Raw genomic sequence first — 20,300 nt, 5'->3', positions numbered from 1 at the left:
GTACGAATTTGGGCGCCTGCTGCAGGAGAGCTGACATGAGAACGCAATTCCAGCCTGTGCCTCCATTCCGGGCACACAAACTGGTGGCGCCCGCCAATCGGTATATCCCGAAGTTTGATGAAGCGCGCGCCCTGGCTGAGGCAATCGTGGAAACGATCCGCGAACCCCTGCTGGTTCTCGACGAGGAACTGCGCATCGTCACCGCAAATCGCTCCTTCCGCCGCATGTTCAAAGTCAGCCGGCGCGAGGTTCAGGGTCGACCTTTCTACGCGTTGGGCGGTGGCCGGTGGAACATCCCCGAACTGAGATTCCTTTTGGCCAATGTCCTGCCGATGGACGTTTGCGAAGTCGAGGCAGACGTTCCCGGGATCGGGCGGCGTACGATGCAGCTGAATGCGCGCAAGCTGTTCCACGAGCGCAACGACCGCGCGCTGGTGCTTCTGACGATCGAGGACATCAGCGAGCGCCGCGCCGGCGAAAGGCAGACTGCGGAACTGCTGCATCAGAAGGAGACACTTCTTGAGGAGATGCAGCACCGTATCGCCAACAGCCTTCAGATCATCGCGAGCATCCTTCTCATGAAGGCGCGTGCGGTGCAGTCGGAGGAGGCGCGGTTATATCTCAAGGATACCCATCAGCGGATCATGTCGGTTGCGGCCATGCAACAGCAACTCGCCATCGCGCGACATGGAGAACAGATCGAACTCGGCCCTTATTTGTCGCGGCTTTGCGAGACGCTGGCTGCCTCGTTGATCGGCGTTAGCCGTCCGATTTCGATCAGGGCTCAGGCGGACGAGGCCAGAGTACCGTCCGCGGCGGCTGTCAGCATCGGCCTCGTTGTGACGGAGTTGGTGATCAACGCCCTCAAACATGCGTTTGTAGCAGATACGGCCGCCGGCCTGATCGTCGTCACCTATGAGGTCACCGAGTCAGGCTGGCGGCTTACAGTCTCCGACAATGGGATCGGGAAATCAGAGGGTACGACGGACAAGGCAAGTCCCGGACTGGGCACAGGCATCGTCGAGGCGCTCGCCAAACAGCTTGAAGGTCGCGTGAATATCTCGATGGGGTCGGGCGGCACGACCGTGTCGATCACCCACGGAATGATAAGTTTTCGGCTGCCCCACGCGGCCTAGTACCAGCGTCCACGACCGCACCATCCGCCTCCGCCCAGAAGCAAAACGATAAGACGCCGTTGCCGCCGGCGAAGCGCGACGGCGGTTAATCGGAACTTTCTCTCCAGCGGTGGCGTTGCATGAAGCAGAACCAGCTTTACCTGATTATCGGTGTGCTTGCGATCGTCGCAGTCGGCCTTGCGATCTATATTTTTCGAGAAGAGTCCAAACCATCGGGCGTCGAACTCCACATCGACGAAACCGGCATCTCCGTTCAGGAAAACTGAATGTGCCTAAAGGGACCCGGCGAGCTGACGCTGAACCCACTCGCATTATCAGGAGACATCCATGGCAGATAGCCCCAACGTGGAAGACGTCCGCAAGGACCTTGAGAAGCAGATCGCGGATCTGAAGAAGGAAGTGGCGAAGATCGGGAAGTTGCTGCCAGCGCGTGGCGATGACCTCCGCGAGGAGACCGAGGGTGCCTACGACAGGGTAACCCGCCGGGCTCGCGGAGCGGGCAAGCAGGCTCGCCAGCAGGCTCATGCAGTCTCGGAAGCGATCAAGGAGAACCCGGGCACGGCGGCGAGCGTGCTGTCCGCGGCTGGCGTTGTCGGCTTCCTGATCGGCCTCTTCGTCGGCCATGCGCTCTCCGGCAATTCCCGCCGCTGGTATTGACCGGATTCTGTCGCGGCCGATCATGCGCGGTCTTCCCTTCAGCATGACCACAGCCGGTGGGCAGGGCGCGACAACGGATTCCGGCGCCGTGCTCCCAAGAGACCCCGCTATCGAGTTTCCGACAATACGTTCCAGCCCTATGTCGGCCCGCGCCGGCAGTGCTCCCCGTCCTGAATCGCGACGAAGACGGCTATGCAAAGCCCGTCGCCGGAATGCGACGGGCTTCTTTACTCGCTTGACGCTCGCGACTGCCAGCGCGCAGGCTTTCCGTGCCCGAGTCCGCCCTGGCTGGCCATTGGCGGCTCAGGCTTCGGCATCACTGCGATCATCGTCGCCATAATACGCACCGCCGCCATACTCAGCTTCCTGATGCCTGTTTTCGCCGATTTGATGATGGACAATCTCGACAGCGACGACGGTCGCGCGATCAATCCGTCAGCTCGATCCAGACAGGGGCATGATCGCTGGCACTTTGATGGCCTCGGACTTGCCTGTCGACGCCCGCGCCAACCAAACGGTGCGCCAACGCTGAGCTGAGCAGGAGATGGTCGAGGCGCAGGCCGGCATTTCTCTGCCATCGGTTCCTTCGGTAGTCCCAGAACGTGTAGACGGTTTCGTTGGGATAAAACTTGCGGATCGCGTCGACCCATCCCTGCCCGAGCAGCCTGCGGTAGGCTTCCCGGCTTTGCGGTTGGACGAGCGCGTTGTCGTCGTAGGAACGGGTTGAATAGATGTCGTGTGGCTCCGGGACGACATTATAGTCACCAGCAAGAACGACCGGAACACCTGCGGAAAGGAGTTCGGCTGCGTGGACGTTCAGCCGGTTCAACCAGGCGAGCTTGTAGTCGAACTTCGGTCCTGGCTGCGGGTTGCCGTTGGGCGCATAGAGCGAGGCAATCAGGATGCCGTTCACTGCAGCCTCGATGTAGCGAGCCTGGGCGTCTGGGGCGTTGGGTAGGTCCGCTCGCGTCAGCACGGGCTCGGTGTCGCGGGCAAGAATCGCAACGCCGTTCCAGGCGGGCTGCCCGCGCCAGACGGCGCCGTAGCCGGCTTTTTCGAGAGCTGCGCGCGGAAGCTGCGAGCCAGTCGCCTTCAGTTCTTGCAAGCAGACGACGTCCGGTTCCGCCTCGCGGAGCCACTCAAGCAGACTGTCCAAACGCCGGTTAATGCCATTGATGTTGAAGGTCGCGATCTTCATGCGTTTGTGGCCGTTAGCGCGCGATTATTTCGGCCCATGAACTCACCGCCCCTGCCATCGTCTTCAGGTGATCGGCCGCAGAATAGCCTGATACCGATTTTCGGGGCCTTAGATCGTGATCCCCGTCCTCAAGCCAGAGGAACTCGATGCGATCAGATAGTGCATAGCCGGCAACTTCCTCGCGAGCGCCGAACACATCGCGTGTGCCCTGGCAGATCAGTGCCGGAGTTTTCAGCCCAGCCAGATGTTTTGTCCTAAGCTGCGTCGGCTTACTGGGTGGGTGGAAAGGATAACCGATGCATAGGAGGCCAGCAGCCCTGTTCTCGGCAAAAAGTTCGTCCGCGATCATACTGGCGACGCGGCCGCCCATCGACTTGCCACCGATGATCAATGGAACATTAGCACTGAGCTCGGCGACTGCGGCAAAATATTCGTCCTTAAGGGTTTCTGCTCGAGGTGGAGGCTTTCGTCCAGTCGATGTCCGACGGGCTGCCATGTAATCGAACTCGAAACGGGCAACGCGAAATCCTACCTCACCCAGCGCCTTTGCGGCAGCCGTCATGGACACCGAATCCATCGGCGCGCCTGCGCCATGGGCAAGCAGGATCATTGCGCGGGCGCCCTGAGGACCGTCGAAGAGGAACCGTCCGCCCATTCAGCTCATGTTCCTCGTGGCGAGATGAAGATCGACGAAGTGAACGCCCTTGGCGGCGTTGCGCGCCCACTCCGAATTCTTGTCGAGTTCGAGATAGCGGGCCCACCAGTTGCGTGCGTCCACAAGATGACCGGTCTCGAATTCCAAAACCGCCAGATTATAGATGGCGTCAGCATAACCGTCGTCAAGAACGATAGCCTTTTGCAGATACTTGCGGGCCGAGTCCGGATGACCGGTTTCTTTCAGGAGACTTGCAAGATTGAACCAAGCTTCGACAAATTCGGAATCGACCTTCAGGGCCAGGAGATAGGCTTGGCGCGCTTCATTTGATCGGCCAATCGCCCGCAGGCTGTTGGCACGGTTGAAAGCGGCCACGGCGTCACCGGGGTCAAGGGACAGACATCGCTTGTAAAGGGCTGCAGCCTCCTCATGCCGCTCCCCCGCCTCTGCCTCTTCTGCCTGTTCGAAAAGGTCTTCCAGTTCTGCATCGCCCGCCCGGTCCATGGGAAGCAGTAACTGACCGTCGAGTTCACTCAATCGTTCGCCCCTGCGGGCATAGATCGCATCCCGTCCTTCGGCCTCGAGCGACAACGAGGTGAGTGCCGTCACGGGACTTGATGAACGGTGTACGGATTTGACGATGGTACTCCAACCGGCTCCGCCTGCGATCAGATTTGCATATTTCTTCGCCAGGATCAGATCACGGAACGAGTAGGGCTCGCAGTCGTGCTCAAAACCATCAAAGAGCGACAGGAGTGCAAATTCGCGTTCAGTAAGCTTCGACTGTCCGAGCAAATCCTGCCGGCTCATGGCAGAGGCTTCTGGCGCCTGCAGAAGTCCTAAGAGCCGGAGGAAGCCATTTTCGCTGACTGGATAACGGCCGGCATCGCATTGGACATCATAACGCGCTTCAATTTCAGCCTCGCTGCAGCGCATCAGCAGCTTCCTGCCGAAGACGACGTGCTTGGTCTTGCGTGTCACACCGCTTCTTAGATGTCCTTGCTGCCTTTCGACCTCGCGTGCTGCCAATCGCCTGGGAAAGGCTGCTAGGGCGCCGATGATACCGAACGTTTTTCCAGCAATACAGGTCACGCCTTCTTCCGACTGGCTCGCTTGGAAGCCGGCTTCTCACCGCCTGCCGCAGCCTTGGCCGCCGGTTCGGACTTGGTCTTGCTCTTGGCCGGGGGCTTCGGCTGCGAAAGGCTGGCCTTCAGCGCATCCATGAGATTTATGACATTGCCGCGCTCGGGGGCGGCGGCGACAATAGGCTTGTGTCCCTTGAGCTTCTCCTTGATCATGTTCATCAAGGCGATCTCATAGCGATCCTCGTAGTCGGCGGGATCAAACTCCGTCGTCTTTTGCTCGATCAACTTTTCGGCGAGATCCAGCATCTCCTGATCAGGATTACCCACCGGAATGTTGCCGAAATACTCGGCTGTACCGCGTACCTCGTTCGGATTTCTCAGCGTACAGACGAACATACCTGTTTCGCGCGGGGAAATCGTGATCACCCGCTCACGGCTCGAAAGCACCAGGCGGGCAATCGCCAGCTTGCCGGATTTTCGCAGCGCCTCGCGAAGCACAATGAATGTCTCTTCAGCCATCGCACCGTCCGGCGCGAGGTAGTAGGGAGAGTCCTGATAGATGATATCCACCGAATCTTCGTCGACGAAAGCCTCAATGTTCATCGTATGGCTCGACTCAATGCGGACACTCTCCAAGTCCGAGTCTTCAATGATGATGTACTGCTTGTCCTCGTACTCATAACCCTTCACAAGATCGGACCGCTCGACCAGCCCCAGTTCCGGATCGACTGGCTTCATGTTGATCCGATTGTGCGTGTCCTTGTGGAGTTGATTGAAGCGGATGCGGTCCTTCGAACTGGTGGCCGGGTAGAGTCGGACGGGGCAGCTCACCAGACTTAGTTTCAGGTAACCCTTCCAACTGGCTCTTGGCGCCATAATACTCTCCTACTCAACTACTTCCTTGCCGGCTGCAAGGTCGGTAAGTCTCGAGCAAAGTCCGCGATTTCGACCCAAGGATCGCCGGAGGTCGTCAACATGCCCGGAAGGGTAGAATAATTCAAATCTTCTGGAGCGTCGATGGATTCCAAATCGGCCCAGTTCAGTGGTGTCGATACCGGCAGGTTGGTCCTGGCGCGCAACGAATAGGGTGCGGCAGCCGTAGCGCCCCGTGCATTACGATGGAAGTCAATGAAAATCCGGCGTTTCCTATTGTCCTGCCCCATGGTTGTCGTGAAGGTGCCCGGTGCGGTTGCGGCGATCTTCGACGCGATGTCGCTTGTTCGTTGATGGACCTGCCTCCACGCGAGTTTCGGCCTGATCGGCACGACGACATGGACGCCCTTGCCGCCCGACGTCTTGACGAACGGGAAGAGTCCGAGGCTCTCAAGCTCGGCACGGATGTGAACCGCCGCCTCGACGACCTCCCGCCAGCCGATCCCTTCGCCAGGGTCGAGGTCAAAGACGATACGATCCGGCTTTTCGAATTTCCTGCGTGTCGCACCCCAGGTGTGGAACTCGACAACGCCGAACTGTGCGAGCGCCAGATAGGCCTTGGCATCTTCTACCGCGAGATAGGTCTTCATCTCACCCTTGGAATTAATAGTCGGGAAAGTTGCCACGGATGCGGGCATGCCGGCAAATGCGTGGCGTTGAAAGAAGCAGTCCTGCGGCTTGCCGGTCGGGCAGCGCATCAGCGACACCGGGCGGTCCATGATGTGCGGCAGCATGTAGTCGCCGACGAGCGCATAGTAGACGGCGATATCAAGCTTGGTCGGCCCCGACCTACCGAATAGACGTCGTGTCGGATTGGTCACCCATATGGAGGCGAGATCGGCATCTGAGATCAGCCGCTTCCGCTCGACTGGGGAAGCATCACCTGATAGCTCCGCTTCACGCAGGCTCTTGAACACCGCATGGCGGAGCATGTTGTCGGCGGTGCGATTGGCGTAGTGGATGCGGGCGGAGAGAACCGGGCGAACCCAGATGACATTCTTGGGTCCGCCTTCCAGCTTTACCGCGCCTTCGCAAAGTGGCTCCAAACGCTCGCGCAGCCGGCCAAGCGTCTCGGCATCGAAGCCCGTGCCTACCTTGCCGCGGTAGGAGAGCTCACCATCCTCCCACTCTCCAAGCGCCAGCGCGGCTACACCCTCTGCAGCCTCGGAAACTGTGTAACCGGCGATGACGAAGTCCCCCACCTGCATAGCCTTGGTCTTCGTCCAGGTCTTCGAGCGGCCCTGATGATAGGGGGCCGAAGCGCGTTTGGAAACGATCCCCTCCAGCCCCATCTCGCATGCCTGCTCGTAGAACGCCCTCCCTCCGCCGGTGATATGGTCGCTGATCTGAATGGCAGAGCGCCCCGTCACATGAGGGGAAAGCAACCCCGCCAGCAGTTTCTTGCGATCTTGGAGGCAGACATTGCTGAGATCCCAACCGTCAAGATACACTAGGTCGAAGGCGTAAAAGAGTAGTTTGTGGCTCAGTGCTTCGGCGAGCGCCTCCTGCAGCAGCGCAAAACGGCTGATGCCATTTTCATCAAGAACTACGACCTCGCCGTCGATGACAGCCTGGCGGCAAGGAAGTGGCGTGAACACGGCAGCAAGATCACGGTAGCGCTTTGTCCAGTCCAGCCCGCTACGGGTTATCAGTCGCACGTTGCCGTCCGATATATGCACCGCAGTGCGGTAGCCGTCGAGTTTGATCTCGTGCAGCCATTCGTCACCTGCCGGAGGATTGTCGGAAGCGGTGGCAAGCTGAGGCTCGATGCGGTCTGGAACCGATGCCTTCATCGCTCCTTTCAGCAAACCGGGTTTCAGCGGACCTGGGCGCTTGGGTTTCTCGATCAACTCCTCGATGAGCCGGCCGCTTTTGACGCTTTCGGGCCGCGCGGTGAGGATATCGATGGTACTGTCGGCTGCAAGGTCCCTTTCCTTGAAAAGAAGCCAGTTCCGCTTTTGCTCACCGGGCTTGGGTTTTAGTCGCGCCAACATCCAGCCGCCGTTGAGCTTCTCACCTGCAATGCGAAACTTGAACGACCCAGAGGCCAGACTCTCCTCAATGTCATCCATGGGTGCCCAGACGCCGCTGTCCCAGACGATCATTGGCCCACCGCCATACTCGCCTTCCGGGATGGAGCCCTCAAAGTCTATATATTCGAGAGGATGATCCTCGGTCTCGACCGCCAGCCGCTTTTCCTCCGGATCGAGCGAAGGTCCCTTCGGAACCGCCCAGCACTTGAGTACGTCGCCGACCTGGAGCCGTAGATCATAATGATCGGCTGTCGCCCAATGCTTATGAACGACGAAACGGTTGCCCTCACCGTTGACGCCGCCGACCGGCTCGGAAGTTTTCGAGAAGTCGCGCTTGCCTCTATATTCTCGCAGCTTGGCCTTCACCATCCGACCACTATGACTGACTGACCACCATTCGCAAGTTCGCTGTGGTCGCACCGAATATCCATAAATCTGTCGCGATGAAGGCGGCGACATCAGGTGTCTCGGCGCAGCCTTGGGTGATCGACTCAACTGAGGGGACGTTCAATTTGGCCAGGACAGGGGATCTCGACCGGTATTTGACGTAAATTATCTTTCCAGCGCAAACCTCCGGCGCATCTGGTCACCCGTGGGCGTGCCGTGGGGCACGCAGCAGCTCCGGTGACGAGCACGCAGAGAACGAAGGCACCCGAAAGCGTCGAAAATGCCGAAATCAAACCGCCGCCCTCGACCCATTAGAGAACATTGGCTCCCTGGTGATCTTCAAGAAGAAGCATCTAGGGGCAGCAAAGGGGAAAACTTGCCATTCTCCAGCAAAGTTGGACGGCTCGACTGCAGCAAAAAGCGGACCTAAGCTGGTAGGATGGGATTGAGAGGCTGGTTACAGGAGCGGAGTCCGACGTTCTTCCCGCACGCGAGCTTGATCTAACTGCAAACCCGACGCCTGCCGGTCGATGCCCCGGTTTGCTGCTTCTCCTTGCGCGAACGGGCTGAGGAGCAACCATGAGCGGAATGCCTGGCGCAGGCCGCGTGACCCGGAGAGTTCCAAGGTACCGGCATTGATCGCATCCGAGAGCTGCAGCTTGCCGATCCAAATTCGCGCCATGGCCTGCAGATCGGTGACAACGTAAAGGTCGACCTCGAAGCCGGGGTCCTTCGGGCACAGATCGACACGGGCCGCCTCGTTGATGAGCCACCAGCAGCGCTTCGCCCGGGGCTGATCTGTAAACTCGAACTGGATGGTGGTACGCGCTGCTTCGAACACCGACGGATCGACGCGTCGCCGGATCGCCCACATCAGCGCGGTGACATCGGGCTTGTGCGTGTCGATGTGGCCCAATACCCAGCGCTCGCCCCACCGGCTCAACCGGCTGACGATCGGCGCGAGTTCCCGGCCGGCTTCGGTCAGCTCGTAAAGGTGACCGGAGCCGGAAGGCTCTCGCCGGACCAGACCTTCGTGCTCCAGCCGCTGCAGCCGCCGCGACAGGAGCGATGGCGACATCAGCGGCACGCCGCGGCGGATCTCGTTGAACCGGGTGACGCCTGAGAGGAGCTCCCGGATCACGAGGAATGTCCAGCGCTCGGCGAGTATCTCCGTGGCCTTGGCCAAGGGGCAGAGCTGTCCGTAGTCCATGGCGGCCTCCATACCACCCCGATCATAGCAAAAATCAGACTGCCGGCCGATTCAATTTCTGGACTGGAGATATTTGCGCTTTGGCGCATGCTCCTGGAAACGATCTGAAAAAGGGAGGATACCATGACAGATATTGCGCCACGTGAAGACAAGTGGAGCGCCGGTGAGGCCTATGAGCCCTATGTCGGGCGCTGGAGCAGGCTGGTCGCAGCAGAATTCCTGGACTGGCTCGCCGCCCCCGCAAATGCACGCTGGCTTGATGTCGGCTGCGGGACCGGAGCGCTCAGCGAGACGATCCTCGATCGCGCGTCGCCGCGCCAGGTCGTCGGAATTGACCCGTCCGAGGCATTCCTTGATTTCGCCGGAAGCCGCCTCATCGACCCACGCTTAGCGTTCCGGACCGGAGACGCGCAGGCCCTTCCTGTCGAGGATGAGGCCTTCGATGTCGCCATCGCCGGCCTTGTTCTCAACTTCGTCGCCAACCCGGCAAGAGCGCTCTCGGAAATGCGGCGCGCCGTGCGTCCAGGCGGAACTGTCGCGGTCTATGTCTGGGACTACGCCGGCGAAATGCAGCTGATGCGGCGCTTCTGGGAAGCCGCCGCGGCGCAGGATCCGGCCGCGCACGAACTCGATGAAGGGCGCAGGTTCCCGATCTGCAAGCCTGAGCCGCTACGGGCGCTGTTCGCCGAGGCCGGCCTTGAAGACATCCAGGATCGCGCGATCGACGTGCCGACGGTATTCCGCGACTTCGACGACTACTGGTCGCCGTTTCTCGGCGGCCAGGGGCCGGCGCCCGGATATTGCGTTTCGCTGGCCGAGACCAAACGCCAATCGCTGCGGGAAAAGCTTCGGGCGGAGCTGCCCGCAGAGCTTGACGGCAGCATCCACCTCGTGGCGCGTGCCTTTGCCGTTCGTGGTGTTCGGCTCACATGAATTGCGTAATTGCGGGGGCGGCACCGGGCAATGACCGCGTGCCGCCCTTGTCTAGCCATATCCCAGGCATGGACATCAGTCGGGCCGAGGACTCCGAGCGCTTTGCTCCCGATCTGAGCGTCTTCTCCAAGCTGGCAATTCGAGAGGAGAGCACTTCGATCTGCTCAAGAAAAAGCCGAGAGGTTTCCACGACGATGAGTTCGAGGCCGAGGTTGTCTTCCTCAATGATCTCCGACAGCAAGGCCAGGTTCGCAATTCCCTGTGGCGCATGGAGCAGGCTTGCTGGCTCTCGGTTTTTGGAACAACGAACCGCATCGACGGGCGGAGAGCCGCCTCATTCTTGTGTCGTTTGACGAAGGCTTCACGTACGCTGGTGAGAGCAGGCGAACTTCATGACCGAGCTTGCCGACCTCACGTGTTCAATAATGCGCTGTCGCGCATGTTCCATCGCACCTCGGCAGTTCCGTAAAGAAGGCGAGGATCTGTCCTCGGGACAGCTTCCGGCGCAAACAACCGCACCACCGCTTCCAGCGGCGTACACCTGAAACACTCGCTTTGCCAGGTCCAAGCCGACAAGGCAAACTTCCTTCATGGATGCTCTCTCCCAAGCGACCGCGACTCCCGTATGCCGCTGCCCGATCATGTCAGCGCGCGGCCGGAAGATCTCGGATCGTTGATCGCCGGGATGGAAGCGTTCGACCAGCGGGCCGCGGAGCATCTTGACCCGGTGATTGCAGCCGCTGTGCTCGCGTTCGGCTTTGTCTATGTTCACCCCTTGGAGGACGGTAACGGGCGAATTCACCGTTACCTCATCCACCATGTCTTGGCGCAGCGCGGCTTCAATCCGCCGGGCGTGGTCTTTCCCGTCTCGGCTGCGATTCTGGCAGCAATCAACGATTATCGCCGTGTGTTGGAGAGCTACTCGCAACGCCTGTTGCCGCTCATCGAATGGAAGCCGACCGATCGCGGCAATGTCGAGGTCCTCGACGACACCAGCGATTTCTATCGCTTTTTCGATGCCACGCCCCATACAGAATTTCTGTTTGAATGCGTGCGCCGGACGGTCGAGGAAGATCTGCCGCAAGAGGCCGACTATCTCCAGCGGCACGACCAGGCCGTGCGGCGCATCATGGATACCGTTGAGATGCCGGACCGCACCGCGGGCGACTTCGTTATGTTCGTTCGGCAAAACGGCGGCACGCTTTCGCGCAAGAGTCGCGAGCGCGAGTTCGCGCTCCTTACGGATGAGGAAGTCGGAAGGCTCGAGGCGATCGTGAACGACGCATTTGAAGGCTTCGCCAAGGCGGGAGCAGCCGATGGATGAACTCGATCAACCGGAATCAGATCAAGAGGCTGACCAAAGCAACCGCCGATCCGCGCAAAACGGGCACGCAGGAGGCGAAGAAGGAGCCTGATCTTCTGGCCATGCGAACGACCCGATATCGCGCATGAAGTGCATGACGGCGCGCTCCAGCGTAGGAGAGAAACAACGACAGCGTCGGTCAGGCGCTCGCCAGCGCCGATTCAGACAGGAAATCTTCCAGGTTTCCGATCTTCTCAACGTGATGGCGCCTCCGGCCCGCGAAGATGGTAGCTTCTGCACGTGCGCCTGCCGTAATGCATGCTGAGTTGGGCGACGCTGATGGCGATGGGAACCGGGGAAAGTCATTCCCTCACGCGTCGGTGATCTGCGAGCCGGCCGCGCTGCTGCTGGACCGCAATCCTGATCTCAATCGTTGAGGCTGGTGTAGCGTTCGAGCGTGTCGCTGTGCGTTCAGCTTTTTGATGTTCTTGGGTGAGGGAGCGCACCGGACCAACATTGTTGAACCTCAATCGACGCTGACAGCAGCGACAGAACTGCGAAGCGCGTCAGCAAAGTCGGGATGGTCATAGAGGTCGTTGTGTCCGGACGCGATAGTGATGTCTTTGCGCAGATCGCGGGCCGCCTTGCGAACGGGCGCCGAGCGCACTGCGGGAACAATGACGTCGTTTTCCGCCGTGATCACGGCCGCCGGCACGTCGAGGCCGCGCAAGGTTTCCGCCGTTTCCATGCGATGGCGCAGCAAGAGGCGCACAGGAAGCCAGGGATAATGGTGAGCGGCAAGTTCCTTGAGTGAATCGAACGGAGTCACCATGACGATACCCTGCAGAGGCCGGGTAGCTGCCAGGTCCACTGCAACCGCGGCACCGAGGCTGAGGCCGATCGCGACGACATCGGCTTTGACCTCACCGGCCAAATGGTCGTACGCGCGCTTGGCATCGTCGAACAGGGCGGCCGCCGACGGGCGCCCGCTGCTCGGCCCATAACCGCGGTAGTGCAGCGCGGCGACCTCGTGCTCAGGGAACATCTGGCGCAGCATCAGGACAAGCGCATCGGCGTTCCAGGCATTGCCGCCGAAGCCCAACAGGAGCGGCCGTGGTTCGGCCGCCGACCGCTCTGCGGGCAAACGCACCAGGACGACGTGCTCATCGCCCTTCGTCGCCAGTTCGATACGACGTGCTCCGGCAGGCAGCTCCGGCCCGAAAGCTGCGAGGCCGGCTGGAAAGATCAGCCATGTCTGAAGGGCATACGCGATAGCGGCAACGAGCGCGTACAACCCGGCGAGCGCCAGCGTCAGTTTCAGGAACCACATCACTGGAATTTCGCCTAACGCTCGTGATCTGGCAATGGCTTGATGCAAAGTGCGAGGGCAACGCGCCGCGCCAGCGCAGGCATGCAGTGCCGAGCAATCGCAAATGCGTTAAGCGACGAGCGTTGCGGACCGTTCCACGACCCACCAGGCCGACACGACGGCGATGCCGATGAGCGTGGCCGCGCGCAGAACCGGCGTGAGTGGCGCCGAAAGCCGGGTTATGACGGCCACCGCCAGCAAAGTTGCCGCAATGATCATCAACTGGCCGATTTCGATACCGACATTGAAAGCCGCCAGCGCGGGCACGAGGTTGGGCGCGTCACGGCCAAGAATGTCGCCGAGAACGAAGGAAAAGCCGAGCCCGTGCAGCAGGCCGACGCCCGCAATCAGCAGGATCGAATCCATCCTGCCCAATAGAGCGGCGACCGCCGCATAAAGCACCGTCGCCGCGATGCCGGCTTCGACCGCGGATATGAACCAGGCCCAGGAAGGCACCGCTCCCAGGAAGGTAGCGATCAGCGTAACCGAATGGCCAAGCGTGAAAGCCGTCACGATCCACAACAGCCGGCCGCGCGCGCCGATGCCAAGTGCCAGGCAGATGACCAGGAAGACATGGTCCAGGCCCTCGACAATGTGCAGCACGCCTTGCCAGGCGAATTCGCCGACGGTGCGCCAGAGCGAGGTGTCGATTACCGCGGGCTGCTCCAATTGGCCCGGTCGCGTGTAGGAAACCGGCGTGTCGCCGCGCGCGTCGATGATGTGGTTGTCGATGGTCACGCCTTCGGGGACCGGCAGGGGCGGATAGGCCGAGCGTACCGCAACTGAACCGGCCGCGTCCGGCGGCGACAAACTGACCGCGAAATCCACATAGGCTTCGCCAAAAACCGGGTCGAGGCCGCTGCTGGCGCCCGCGATCGCGGCTTCCGCCGCCTCCCGGCTGTCGAAAGAACCCGCCGGCATGCGCGCGTGAACGCGCATGGCAACGAGACGGGCCGTGATTTCCTTGCCGTTCTGCGACCACGACAGAGCGCGTTCCAGCCGCTCACGGAACGCGGACTCGTTGGCCGCGACAGCGCCCATCGAGACCCTGTAGCGACCACCCGTCCCGGTCTCTTCGAAATAGAGGAACGGCGTGTCCAGCGGCTGGCTGCTTGCTTGCGCGCTCGTGACCAGGTCGGAAAAGACGAGCGGCAGCGGCGCGCGCACATAGGCGGTCAATGTTTCCCCGTGCGGCACGATCAGGATGGTCCGCACTTTGGTGCCCTGCGCAAAATGGGCGCGCGCGAGGCCTGCATGGGCAAGAAGCACGGTCAGGATCAAAACGACGTTGACGAAGATGCGCACATTGGCTCCGGATGTAGTTTTGCCCGGGCGGTTCGACGTCCGGGCAGGAGGTCCCGTTCTTCCGGAAGCGTTCGGACCCAAGCGCCGTTTGCAGCCCGCCCGGTCCGAACAGCAACAGGCCTTAGTTGAACAAACCTTCGTTCCAGTCGGGATCGGGAAGTTCGTTCACGACCTCGAAGGTCAGCTTTTGGGTAAAGGTCCGGCCGTAGCGGTCGGTCGTCTTCACCTCCAGCACATGAACGCCCTCAGCCAGGGTTTCCGGCAGGTCCGCGCGCCACAGATGGCTGGAACTGTCGGTCAGAAGTCCGCGCGACAGCGGCCCCGGCAGGCCTGCCGCGCGGCTGCCGCGCCCGGTGGTGAAGCCGGCCGTGCTGTCACCGCCGCGTGCGGAGCGGAACGCCGCACGGCCAACGGTCGCCTGCGTGACCAGCGCCAGCGGATCGGCATATTCCGGCCCTTTGAGCTTTGCTTCGCCATTGCCCGGTTGGGTGCGCTGGGCCTGGATCGCCGCCCCGCCGTCGATGGAGATCGACACCGTGTCGCCCTTGGCGCTGCTCCACACATTGGCCGCCACCCAGGTGCCGTCCTTCAGGTCGTCCAACGTGATCATGTTTATGTCACCGAGGTCGTTGACCGTGACCGGCGGCAAGATGCCGTTTGGCGTCTCGTAAAGATCGGCAAAGGCCAGCAGGTCTGCCGCCCATTCGCGGAAGCGCGGCGTGTTGAAGGAGACGTGCATCTGCTCGTCCTTCGAGCCGCCGAAGCGGACGAAGGTCTCGACATAGTCCGATCCGTCGAACTCGAAGACGAAGTAGCCGCGCGGATTGCCGAGGCGCTGGGTGGAGCGCGGAACGCCCCGGTCATCCAGGTCACCGGACCACCAGGAGCCCGACACGGCACCCGTGACGATCTGATGGAACTTCGCCGGACCGGTGTTCGTGGCTTCCGCCCAGCCTTCGAAATTCTCGCCCGGCATGATCTGCTCTGTGGTGTGGGTGTGGCCGGACAGCCCAAGTGCGGGACGGTCGCCGATGATCTCGTAGAGAACGTCGAGATTGTCGGTCTGGTGCTTCTGTGCGGTGTTGTCAGTGAAGGTAACGAAAGGAATGTGGGCGTTGAGGACGATCAGCTTGTCCTGCGGCACATGCGCCAGGTCGTTGCGCAGCCACTCGAGCTGGCGGTCGTGAATGACGCCGTTGTAGGTGGGGCTTTCGGCAGGATCGCAGAAGGGATGGTCGTCGACGCCGTTGCAGGGATAGCGCACATTGTCGAGCACCACGAAATGCACATTGCCTATGTCGAAGGAGTAGTATTCCGGGCCCCACTCGCGGCGGAACGTGTCGTAGGAATCGGTATCGCTCTCGGCGTCGAAATCGACGTCGTGATTGCCGGGGACGAAATATTGCGGCACCCGGCCGGTCGCCACGATTTTCTTGAAACGGGGATAGAGCGACAGGTCGTCGCCGATCACATCGCCCTCGAAGATGAGGCATTCGGTGTTCGTGTTGTCGCGGTTGGCGAGCATGGTGCCGACCGTCTCGCGGACATAGCCGACTTCGCGATTGTTGTAGGGCTGCGGATCGCCGAAGACCAGGCAGGAGAATTGGTCGCCGATGTCGTCCTCGACTAGCGGGAAGTTGATCGCTTCAGGTAGCAGGCCGGTAGGCTCGATGCCGCCGAAGCGCAGGTCGGGAGAGCCCGCGGCTTTGTGAATATAATGGAACTGCGGAACCATTTCCTCGCTAACCGGCACCGCATAGCCGGCCGGCTTGGTGATGAAGAGGTTCATGTCGTCATAGGCCGGCAGCTCGTAAGCGCCGGTGGCGTCGGTCTTCACGACCTCGCGCCCGTTGGAGACCAGCACTCCTTCCACCCCGCCTTCGCCCTCGTCCAGCCTGGCGTTGCGATTGGCGTCGAGAAAGACCTTGCCGCGCGCCATATTGGCCGCAGTGCCGGACACCGTGTGAACCGAACCGATATAGGACGTATCCTTTGCGGCCGCCGGCGCGGCGAGCGCCGTGGAAGCCGCGAGGAAAAGAAATATGGACAGTCGCTTCATTGTCGGAACTCCCTCCTGAGGAATGCATCACATCCAGACAGAAGCATCGTCGCGGCATATGAACTGCGCTTGACCGCCGCGTTAAACTTCCGTGACTGTTTCCACAGTCCCGCTTCTATATTTTCTCTACTGGTCGTTCCGGCGGGGATGATTCCGGCAAGGGAGGAGCTCTAACTTTCCAAGAGGTCGAGCGTGGTGGCGAGTACGATCCGCGCACAGTTGGCGAGATTCTCGACTTTCACATGCTCGTTCGGCTGAACGCAGACGGTAAAGTCACCGGGTCCGAAATTGGCGGCCGGCATTCCCGCTTTGCACAGAAATTGCGCCTGTCGGAGCCGCAAGGTGGGTTCCAGACCTCGAGCTTCTTCAAAACGACCATGACAATGGCGAGCGCGCCCTTCTTCGGGTTGGTATCGCCAGCCATGCCGAGCGGCTCTTTCTCAATCGTCGGGATCGGGAATCTTCAGCGGATGGCCGCAAGCCTTGCAATGGACCGCATCGGGGTCGTGGCGCTGTAGCCCGCATTGCGGGCATGAATATCGGACCTTGTAGGGACGAAAGATCGCCTGGGCCAGGCGGATGAAAAGCGAAATGCCGGCAATCATGATGACGACAGAGGTCAGCTTGCCCCACATGCCCGGCAGGAGGATGTCGCCGTAACCCGTAGTGGTCATGCTCGTGACAGTATAATAGAGGGCGTCGACATAACCGGCGAGACCTGAACCATTCCGGAAGAAGAATGTGTAAATGAATCCGGTCACCACGAATAGGAACGTGACTAGATTGAGAGCAGAATGGGCGACCTCCCGCCACGATCCGTACCCCCGCCGCGTAAGCGGACGCCATAGAAATCCGCTGCGAGAGAGAGACCATAGGCGCAGGACGCGCAGGAAACCGAGATTGGCCAGCCACAGCGGCGCGAGCAAGGTTGCCAGAATGAAGAGATCGACGACACTTGTGGGCTGCCGCAGCCAGCGCGGAATGTCATTGGCGGCGAGGGCGCGAGCCGAGATGTCCGCGGCCAGCAGTGCCGCGATAGAATAGTCAATCCAGAGAAAGGATGGCCGCTCGCGCAGCACCGGGCTCGCAACGAAAAATGCGATGATCAGAAGATCGACGACCATGACAGCGAGTTGGAATCGCAACGCGCCTTGTGAATGACCGTGGTAGAGATTGCGTAAGCGTCCTCGCAGACGGTCCAGCACGTTCACTTCCCATTCAACGTCGCCCGCTTCTGGGGAAATACCCATCGTCTATTGCCCAATGCATTTGGTGGAAAGCGGTTCCGGAAACAGGGGCTGTTGCTGTCCGGATGCAGGAACGATAGTCGGGAAAGGGTCAATCTTCACGTTAGGGCCAATTCAGCAATGTCAGCTAAGCATCTCTCCTACCTTGCCTTTTGGCAAGGATAGCCCTGATGAATTTATCCCACCTCTCCATCGGTTCACGCTTTACCGGCATGTAGTTCCGGCAGTCGTAGGTCTTCGAGCTGATGTCATAGCGCGTGGTTTTGGATGCGGGCGCGATCTGCTTCGACACACCCGCCTTGCCGGCGAGCGTCTTCCATGTTCGGCGCGGATCCCAATTGGGGACGACCGGGAACACATTGCGCTCGCGCGGCCACCAGATGAAGCTGTAGAGCGTGTTGTGGTTGACCTGCTTGGACAGATCCTTCGCCCAGGGAAAGAACCAGCCATGCTCGTTCGGCTTGATCAACCCGATCAGCTCGAGATGGTCGCCCGGCCCAGGGGTCAAAGTTCTGGGCGTCGCGCTTACGGATGGCGACAGTTAGGTTGTTTCCGCCGCGGACCAGCGATCGGCATTTGCCCCGATTGGGGACGGCGAAGCCGAAGTCGGCATGGTTGGTCCATCCGCAACCTTCAGGATCTGCCGGTCAGGGCAACTCCGTGGCGGTGAAGCTCCTGCTGAGCCTCTGGCGGTGCGCGCATTCGATTCAAGGCTCCGCTTGATTGGCGGTGAGCAGAACCCGACATCATCATGGTACTTTGAAACCTTCCTTGCCCAACGCTGGAAGGAGGAGAACCGCTGCGGACGACGGCATCTGTTTGACGTCAAACAGCGCGGCCACGGGCCGAAAAAGAGACCGTCGATGATATTCCTCCCACGGCGCTCAGCTTGGAACCCGTTCGCGCCGGCCAAGGCGACCACGGATGCGCTCGCCGGCTGAGATTGTGATATCGCTGAACGTGGCTACCGCTTTCGGCTTGCTTCCTTGAGGGATCTGCGGCAGGCGATGAAGTCGCGAGCCAAGGGCAGGAAGAATGCCTTGCTGAACCGCCCGATCGGGGGATCGGGGTTCAAGATGGAACGACTGGCCGACTATGTCGGTATTGTCCTCGTCGAAAATGATCCAAAGCCGCAGCGCGGCATCAAGCCCGGCCCGTCGCTTCTCGATATCGGGCACCTCCACGGCGAAGCGGCCCGGTTCAGGTTGTTTGGTGGTAATCGGGAAAAACAGGACCAGATCGCCATCGGCGCGGGCGAGGCGGACGCCAACGACCACCGGCCGGCTCTTGCGGCCCTCTGTTTCACCGCTCGCGGCCTCCCGTACCCAGAGATAGGGGTAGCGGATAACACTGGCTGTCTGGATACCCTCAAAGCTCACGGCTAAACGTGTCATCTGAATCGGCGTAGGCTTCGATCGCGTCCTGGAATTCCTCCAGCAGGCTGTCGGGCATGGTATTGATTGTGCCGATGGCGCGCTTGTCTGCGCTACCGCGCAGGCGCCGATAGTCTTCGATATTGAGAAGCACCAGACGCGGCTTGTTGCGCTGCGTTATGGTGACGGGATGGTGCATGGCCTCAGCGATGATATCACCGGATTTGCGCGACAGGTCGCTGGTCGAGTATGTGCCACTGGACTTCGGCATCGCCGTCTCCTGCATTTGCTGACATTGCTGTATTTTACAGCACTACGGCAAAATCTCAAGGGGCTTAAGGTCTCCACCCCCGCGACGCTCACCGCCGGCTGAAGATCGTGCAGGTAGGTGGCTGCGCATTGCGCATGCGCGGCGGCCGAGACGATGAAGCGACAGTCATTGGCAAGCACGGTCGATAATCAGCAGCAGTTCATAATGTGAAGGAATATTGCCGGCTTCGGCTCGATAGGCTTGGCTTCAGAAGTTGTACGGCAGCTTGCGACCCGTTACGGCCGTAGCCTACGGACACGATGAAAAGCTCGATTGAGCCCAATCTTGTCCTTCCCTGTATCTTCACCAGAGGCAGGGGTGGGTCAAACTCTACCGTTGATCTCATCCAACTGAGGGGTCGAGAAGAGCCAATTACCGAACGATGCGGTATTTGAGATCGAGGCTCCTTTCCGACGATCCCCAAATGTGGCGTCACCGCTCTTGCCATCCAACCTGCGCGCTGGCACCCGTGTGTTCGGGCAACTTTCAACCACCAACCTGCCACGCCGAGCGGGCGCCGACCTCCCTGACGCTTACTTGGCCCCGCGAAGCGGGGAGAGCACCTCAAGGATCTCTACACGAGGTGCGCCAGCGACCTCATAGGCCGAAGGAATGCTGCGCGCGAGGTCGGAGTTTCGAAACTCGTCGAGCGCTTCGCCAGATTCCCAAAAGTAGATGCCGGCATACTCACCGGTCTCGGATTCCCGCACGTAGTACTTCTGCACGAGACCGGGAATTGCTCGGAACTGGGGTGCACGTTCTTCCATGGTTCTGCGCACATCAAGATCCGTCAGTCCACTCTTGAACTTCACGAACTGGACATACATCTGCCTGTCCCTTTCCTTACTCCTCGAAAATCCTCGTGGTCGGTGTAGATGAGCTTGCGGCCGAGCCGAGGTTCGCGCAACAACGTCGTCGCGGTAAGATGATACACTGTTCCACGTAGAGCTTTAAGAGCCTAAAGAGCTTTAAGAACCTAAAAAGATAGGATATTCGGCTTGCGCCCCATCCTCGGACGGTGATGCGGGAAGGTGCTGCGCTTCGAGCTGATGATAGAACGTGGTCTGTCGCGACAGCCACAAGCATCAGGAAAGGAAGCGCAGCATG

The 20,300-nt window shown here is 60.4% G+C and carries 19 protein-coding genes and 4 pseudogenes; 7 read left to right on the top strand and 16 right to left on the bottom strand.

What is annotated here, in order from left to right:
- The first annotated feature begins 35 nt into the window (after positions 1–35).
- The 4 genes and pseudogenes from N1058_RS21230 to N1058_RS24305 all read left to right on the top strand — a co-directional run.
- Complete coding sequence (locus N1058_RS21230; RefSeq protein WP_265519603.1) at positions 36–1,136, top strand: sensor histidine kinase; 1,101 nt, start codon at positions 36–38, stop codon at positions 1,134–1,136.
- A 119-nt stretch (positions 1,137–1,255) separates the two neighbouring features.
- Entirely contained in the window at positions 1,256–1,402 is a 147-nt protein-coding gene (locus tag N1058_RS21225; protein WP_265519602.1) for a hypothetical protein, read from the top strand.
- A 61-nt stretch (positions 1,403–1,463) separates the two neighbouring features.
- Positions 1,464–1,793, top strand: a complete 330-nt coding sequence (locus N1058_RS21220) for a hypothetical protein (RefSeq protein WP_265519601.1) — start codon at positions 1,464–1,466, stop codon at positions 1,791–1,793.
- A 108-nt stretch (positions 1,794–1,901) separates the two neighbouring features.
- Positions 1,902–1,967: pseudogene (locus N1058_RS24305) on the top strand (BA14K family protein); the annotation flags it as partial.
- A 253-nt stretch (positions 1,968–2,220) separates the two neighbouring features.
- On the opposite strand, the gene N1058_RS21215 reads toward N1058_RS24305, so the two are convergent.
- From N1058_RS21215 to N1058_RS21190, 6 genes are all read right to left on the bottom strand, one after another.
- A complete protein-coding gene (locus N1058_RS21215; protein WP_265519600.1) occupies positions 2,221–2,991 on the bottom strand; it encodes an exodeoxyribonuclease III in 771 nt (256 codons plus the stop codon).
- Between the two features lie 13 nt (positions 2,992–3,004).
- Entirely contained in the window at positions 3,005–3,646 is a 642-nt protein-coding gene (locus N1058_RS21210; protein ID WP_265519599.1) for an alpha/beta hydrolase family protein, read from the bottom strand.
- A complete protein-coding gene (locus N1058_RS21205) occupies positions 3,647–4,738 on the bottom strand; it encodes a tetratricopeptide repeat protein (RefSeq protein WP_265519598.1) in 1,092 nt (363 codons plus the stop codon). It lies immediately after the preceding gene.
- The gene (gene ku / locus N1058_RS21200) at positions 4,735–5,607 is read right to left on the bottom strand and encodes a non-homologous end joining protein Ku (protein ID WP_265519597.1); all 873 of its coding nucleotides are present in this window, start codon (positions 5,605–5,607) and stop codon (positions 4,735–4,737) included. Before ku ends, N1058_RS21205 begins: the two co-directional genes overlap by 4 nt.
- 17 nt (positions 5,608–5,624) lie before the next feature.
- Positions 5,625–8,066 carry a DNA ligase D gene (gene ligD / locus N1058_RS21195; RefSeq protein WP_265519596.1) on the bottom strand — a complete coding sequence of 814 codons (2,442 nt, stop codon included), beginning with the start codon at positions 8,064–8,066 and terminating at the stop codon, positions 5,625–5,627.
- Between the two features lie 475 nt (positions 8,067–8,541).
- A complete protein-coding gene (locus N1058_RS21190) occupies positions 8,542–9,294 on the bottom strand; it encodes a winged helix-turn-helix transcriptional regulator (RefSeq protein ID WP_265519595.1) in 753 nt (250 codons plus the stop codon).
- A gap of 123 nt (positions 9,295–9,417) precedes the next feature.
- On the opposite strand from N1058_RS21190, the gene N1058_RS21185 reads away from it, so the two are divergent.
- Positions 9,418–10,227, top strand: a complete 810-nt coding sequence (locus tag N1058_RS21185) for a class I SAM-dependent methyltransferase (protein WP_265519594.1) — start codon at positions 9,418–9,420, stop codon at positions 10,225–10,227.
- On the opposite strand, the gene N1058_RS21180 is transcribed toward N1058_RS21185, so the two are convergent.
- The gene (locus N1058_RS21180; protein WP_265519593.1) at positions 10,220–10,468 is read right to left on the bottom strand and encodes a hypothetical protein; all 249 of its coding nucleotides are present in this window, start codon (positions 10,466–10,468) and stop codon (positions 10,220–10,222) included. The genes N1058_RS21185 and N1058_RS21180 overlap by 8 nt on opposite strands.
- Before the next feature lie 11 nt (positions 10,469–10,479).
- A pseudogene (locus N1058_RS24300) lies at positions 10,480–10,819 on the bottom strand (IS110 family transposase); the annotation flags it as partial.
- 33 nt (positions 10,820–10,852) lie between these two features.
- Between N1058_RS24300 and N1058_RS21175 the strand changes: the two are divergent.
- Positions 10,853–11,551 carry a Fic family protein gene (locus tag N1058_RS21175; RefSeq protein ID WP_338040713.1) on the top strand — a complete coding sequence of 233 codons (699 nt, stop codon included), beginning with the start codon at positions 10,853–10,855 and terminating at the stop codon, positions 11,549–11,551.
- Between the two features lie 505 nt (positions 11,552–12,056).
- On the opposite strand, the gene N1058_RS21170 is transcribed toward N1058_RS21175, so the two are convergent.
- The 5 genes from N1058_RS21170 to N1058_RS21150 all read right to left on the bottom strand — a co-directional run bounded on the left by N1058_RS21170 (position 12,057) and on the right by N1058_RS21150 (position 18,018).
- Entirely contained in the window at positions 12,057–12,860 is an 804-nt protein-coding gene (locus N1058_RS21170) for an alpha/beta hydrolase (RefSeq protein ID WP_265519592.1), read from the bottom strand.
- 108 nt (positions 12,861–12,968) lie between these two features.
- Entirely contained in the window at positions 12,969–14,204 is a 1,236-nt protein-coding gene (locus N1058_RS21165) for a HupE/UreJ family protein (RefSeq protein ID WP_265519591.1), read from the bottom strand.
- Between the two features lie 121 nt (positions 14,205–14,325).
- Positions 14,326–16,263, bottom strand: coding sequence for a calcineurin-like phosphoesterase family protein (locus tag N1058_RS21160; protein ID WP_265519590.1), 1,938 nt, complete (start codon positions 16,261–16,263; stop codon positions 14,326–14,328).
- 440 nt (positions 16,264–16,703) lie between these two features.
- On the bottom strand, positions 16,704–17,513 hold the full coding sequence (locus N1058_RS21155) for an ion channel (protein WP_265519589.1): 810 nt from the start codon (positions 17,511–17,513) through the stop codon (positions 16,704–16,706).
- Positions 17,514–17,637: 124 nt separating this feature from the next.
- Positions 17,638–18,018, bottom strand: a complete 381-nt coding sequence (locus tag N1058_RS21150; RefSeq protein ID WP_265519674.1) for a hypothetical protein — start codon at positions 18,016–18,018, stop codon at positions 17,638–17,640.
- Between N1058_RS21150 and N1058_RS24295 the strand changes: the two are divergent.
- Positions 17,984–18,212: pseudogene (locus N1058_RS24295) on the top strand (ISL3 family transposase); the annotation flags it as partial. The gene N1058_RS21150 and the pseudogene N1058_RS24295 overlap by 35 nt on opposite strands.
- Before the next feature lie 262 nt (positions 18,213–18,474).
- Here N1058_RS24295 and N1058_RS21145 read toward each other — a convergent pair.
- The 3 genes and pseudogenes from N1058_RS21145 to N1058_RS21130 all read right to left on the bottom strand — a co-directional run bounded on the left by N1058_RS21145 (position 18,475) and on the right by N1058_RS21130 (position 20,020).
- Positions 18,475–18,889: pseudogene (locus tag N1058_RS21145) on the bottom strand (hypothetical protein).
- Complete coding sequence (locus N1058_RS21140) at positions 18,879–19,154, bottom strand: type II toxin-antitoxin system prevent-host-death family antitoxin (protein WP_265519588.1); 276 nt, start codon at positions 19,152–19,154, stop codon at positions 18,879–18,881. The pseudogene N1058_RS21145 and the gene N1058_RS21140 overlap by 11 nt, the downstream one beginning before the upstream one ends.
- A 572-nt stretch (positions 19,155–19,726) precedes the next feature.
- Positions 19,727–20,020, bottom strand: a complete 294-nt coding sequence (locus tag N1058_RS21130; protein ID WP_265519587.1) for a YdhR family protein — start codon at positions 20,018–20,020, stop codon at positions 19,727–19,729.
- Positions 20,021–20,300 lie beyond the last annotated feature (280 nt).

The sequence above is a fragment of the Nitratireductor luteus genome (assembly GCF_026162365.1).
Taxonomy (GTDB): domain Bacteria; phylum Pseudomonadota; class Alphaproteobacteria; order Rhizobiales; family Rhizobiaceae; genus Chelativorans; species Chelativorans luteus.
This window is presented reverse-complemented; position numbering and strand designations above follow the sequence as displayed.

Coding starts and splice junctions, on each gene's coding strand:
- ligD (WP_265519596.1), bottom strand. CDS start 8,066: ATGGTGAAGGCCAAGCTGCGAGAATATAGAGGCAAGCGCGACTTCTCG.
- N1058_RS21230 (WP_265519603.1), top strand. CDS start 36: ATGAGAACGCAATTCCAGCCTGTGCCTCCATTCCGGGCACACAAACTG.
- N1058_RS21225 (WP_265519602.1), top strand. CDS start 1,256: ATGAAGCAGAACCAGCTTTACCTGATTATCGGTGTGCTTGCGATCGTC.
- N1058_RS21210 (WP_265519599.1), bottom strand. CDS start 3,646: ATGGGCGGACGGTTCCTCTTCGACGGTCCTCAGGGCGCCCGCGCAATG.
- N1058_RS21140 (WP_265519588.1), bottom strand. CDS start 19,154: ATGCCGAAGTCCAGTGGCACATACTCGACCAGCGACCTGTCGCGCAAA.
- N1058_RS21215 (WP_265519600.1), bottom strand. CDS start 2,991: ATGAAGATCGCGACCTTCAACATCAATGGCATTAACCGGCGTTTGGAC.
- N1058_RS21170 (WP_265519592.1), bottom strand. CDS start 12,860: ATGTGGTTCCTGAAACTGACGCTGGCGCTCGCCGGGTTGTACGCGCTC.
- N1058_RS21185 (WP_265519594.1), top strand. CDS start 9,418: ATGACAGATATTGCGCCACGTGAAGACAAGTGGAGCGCCGGTGAGGCC.
- N1058_RS21155 (WP_265519589.1), bottom strand. CDS start 17,513: ATGGGTATTTCCCCAGAAGCGGGCGACGTTGAATGGGAAGTGAACGTG.
- N1058_RS21220 (WP_265519601.1), top strand. CDS start 1,464: ATGGCAGATAGCCCCAACGTGGAAGACGTCCGCAAGGACCTTGAGAAG.
- N1058_RS21190 (WP_265519595.1), bottom strand. CDS start 9,294: ATGGACTACGGACAGCTCTGCCCCTTGGCCAAGGCCACGGAGATACTC.
- N1058_RS21130 (WP_265519587.1), bottom strand. CDS start 20,020: ATGTATGTCCAGTTCGTGAAGTTCAAGAGTGGACTGACGGATCTTGAT.
- ku (WP_265519597.1), bottom strand. CDS start 5,607: ATGGCGCCAAGAGCCAGTTGGAAGGGTTACCTGAAACTAAGTCTGGTG.
- N1058_RS21175 (WP_338040713.1), top strand. CDS start 10,853: ATGCCGCTGCCCGATCATGTCAGCGCGCGGCCGGAAGATCTCGGATCG.
- N1058_RS21160 (WP_265519590.1), bottom strand. CDS start 16,263: ATGAAGCGACTGTCCATATTTCTTTTCCTCGCGGCTTCCACGGCGCTC.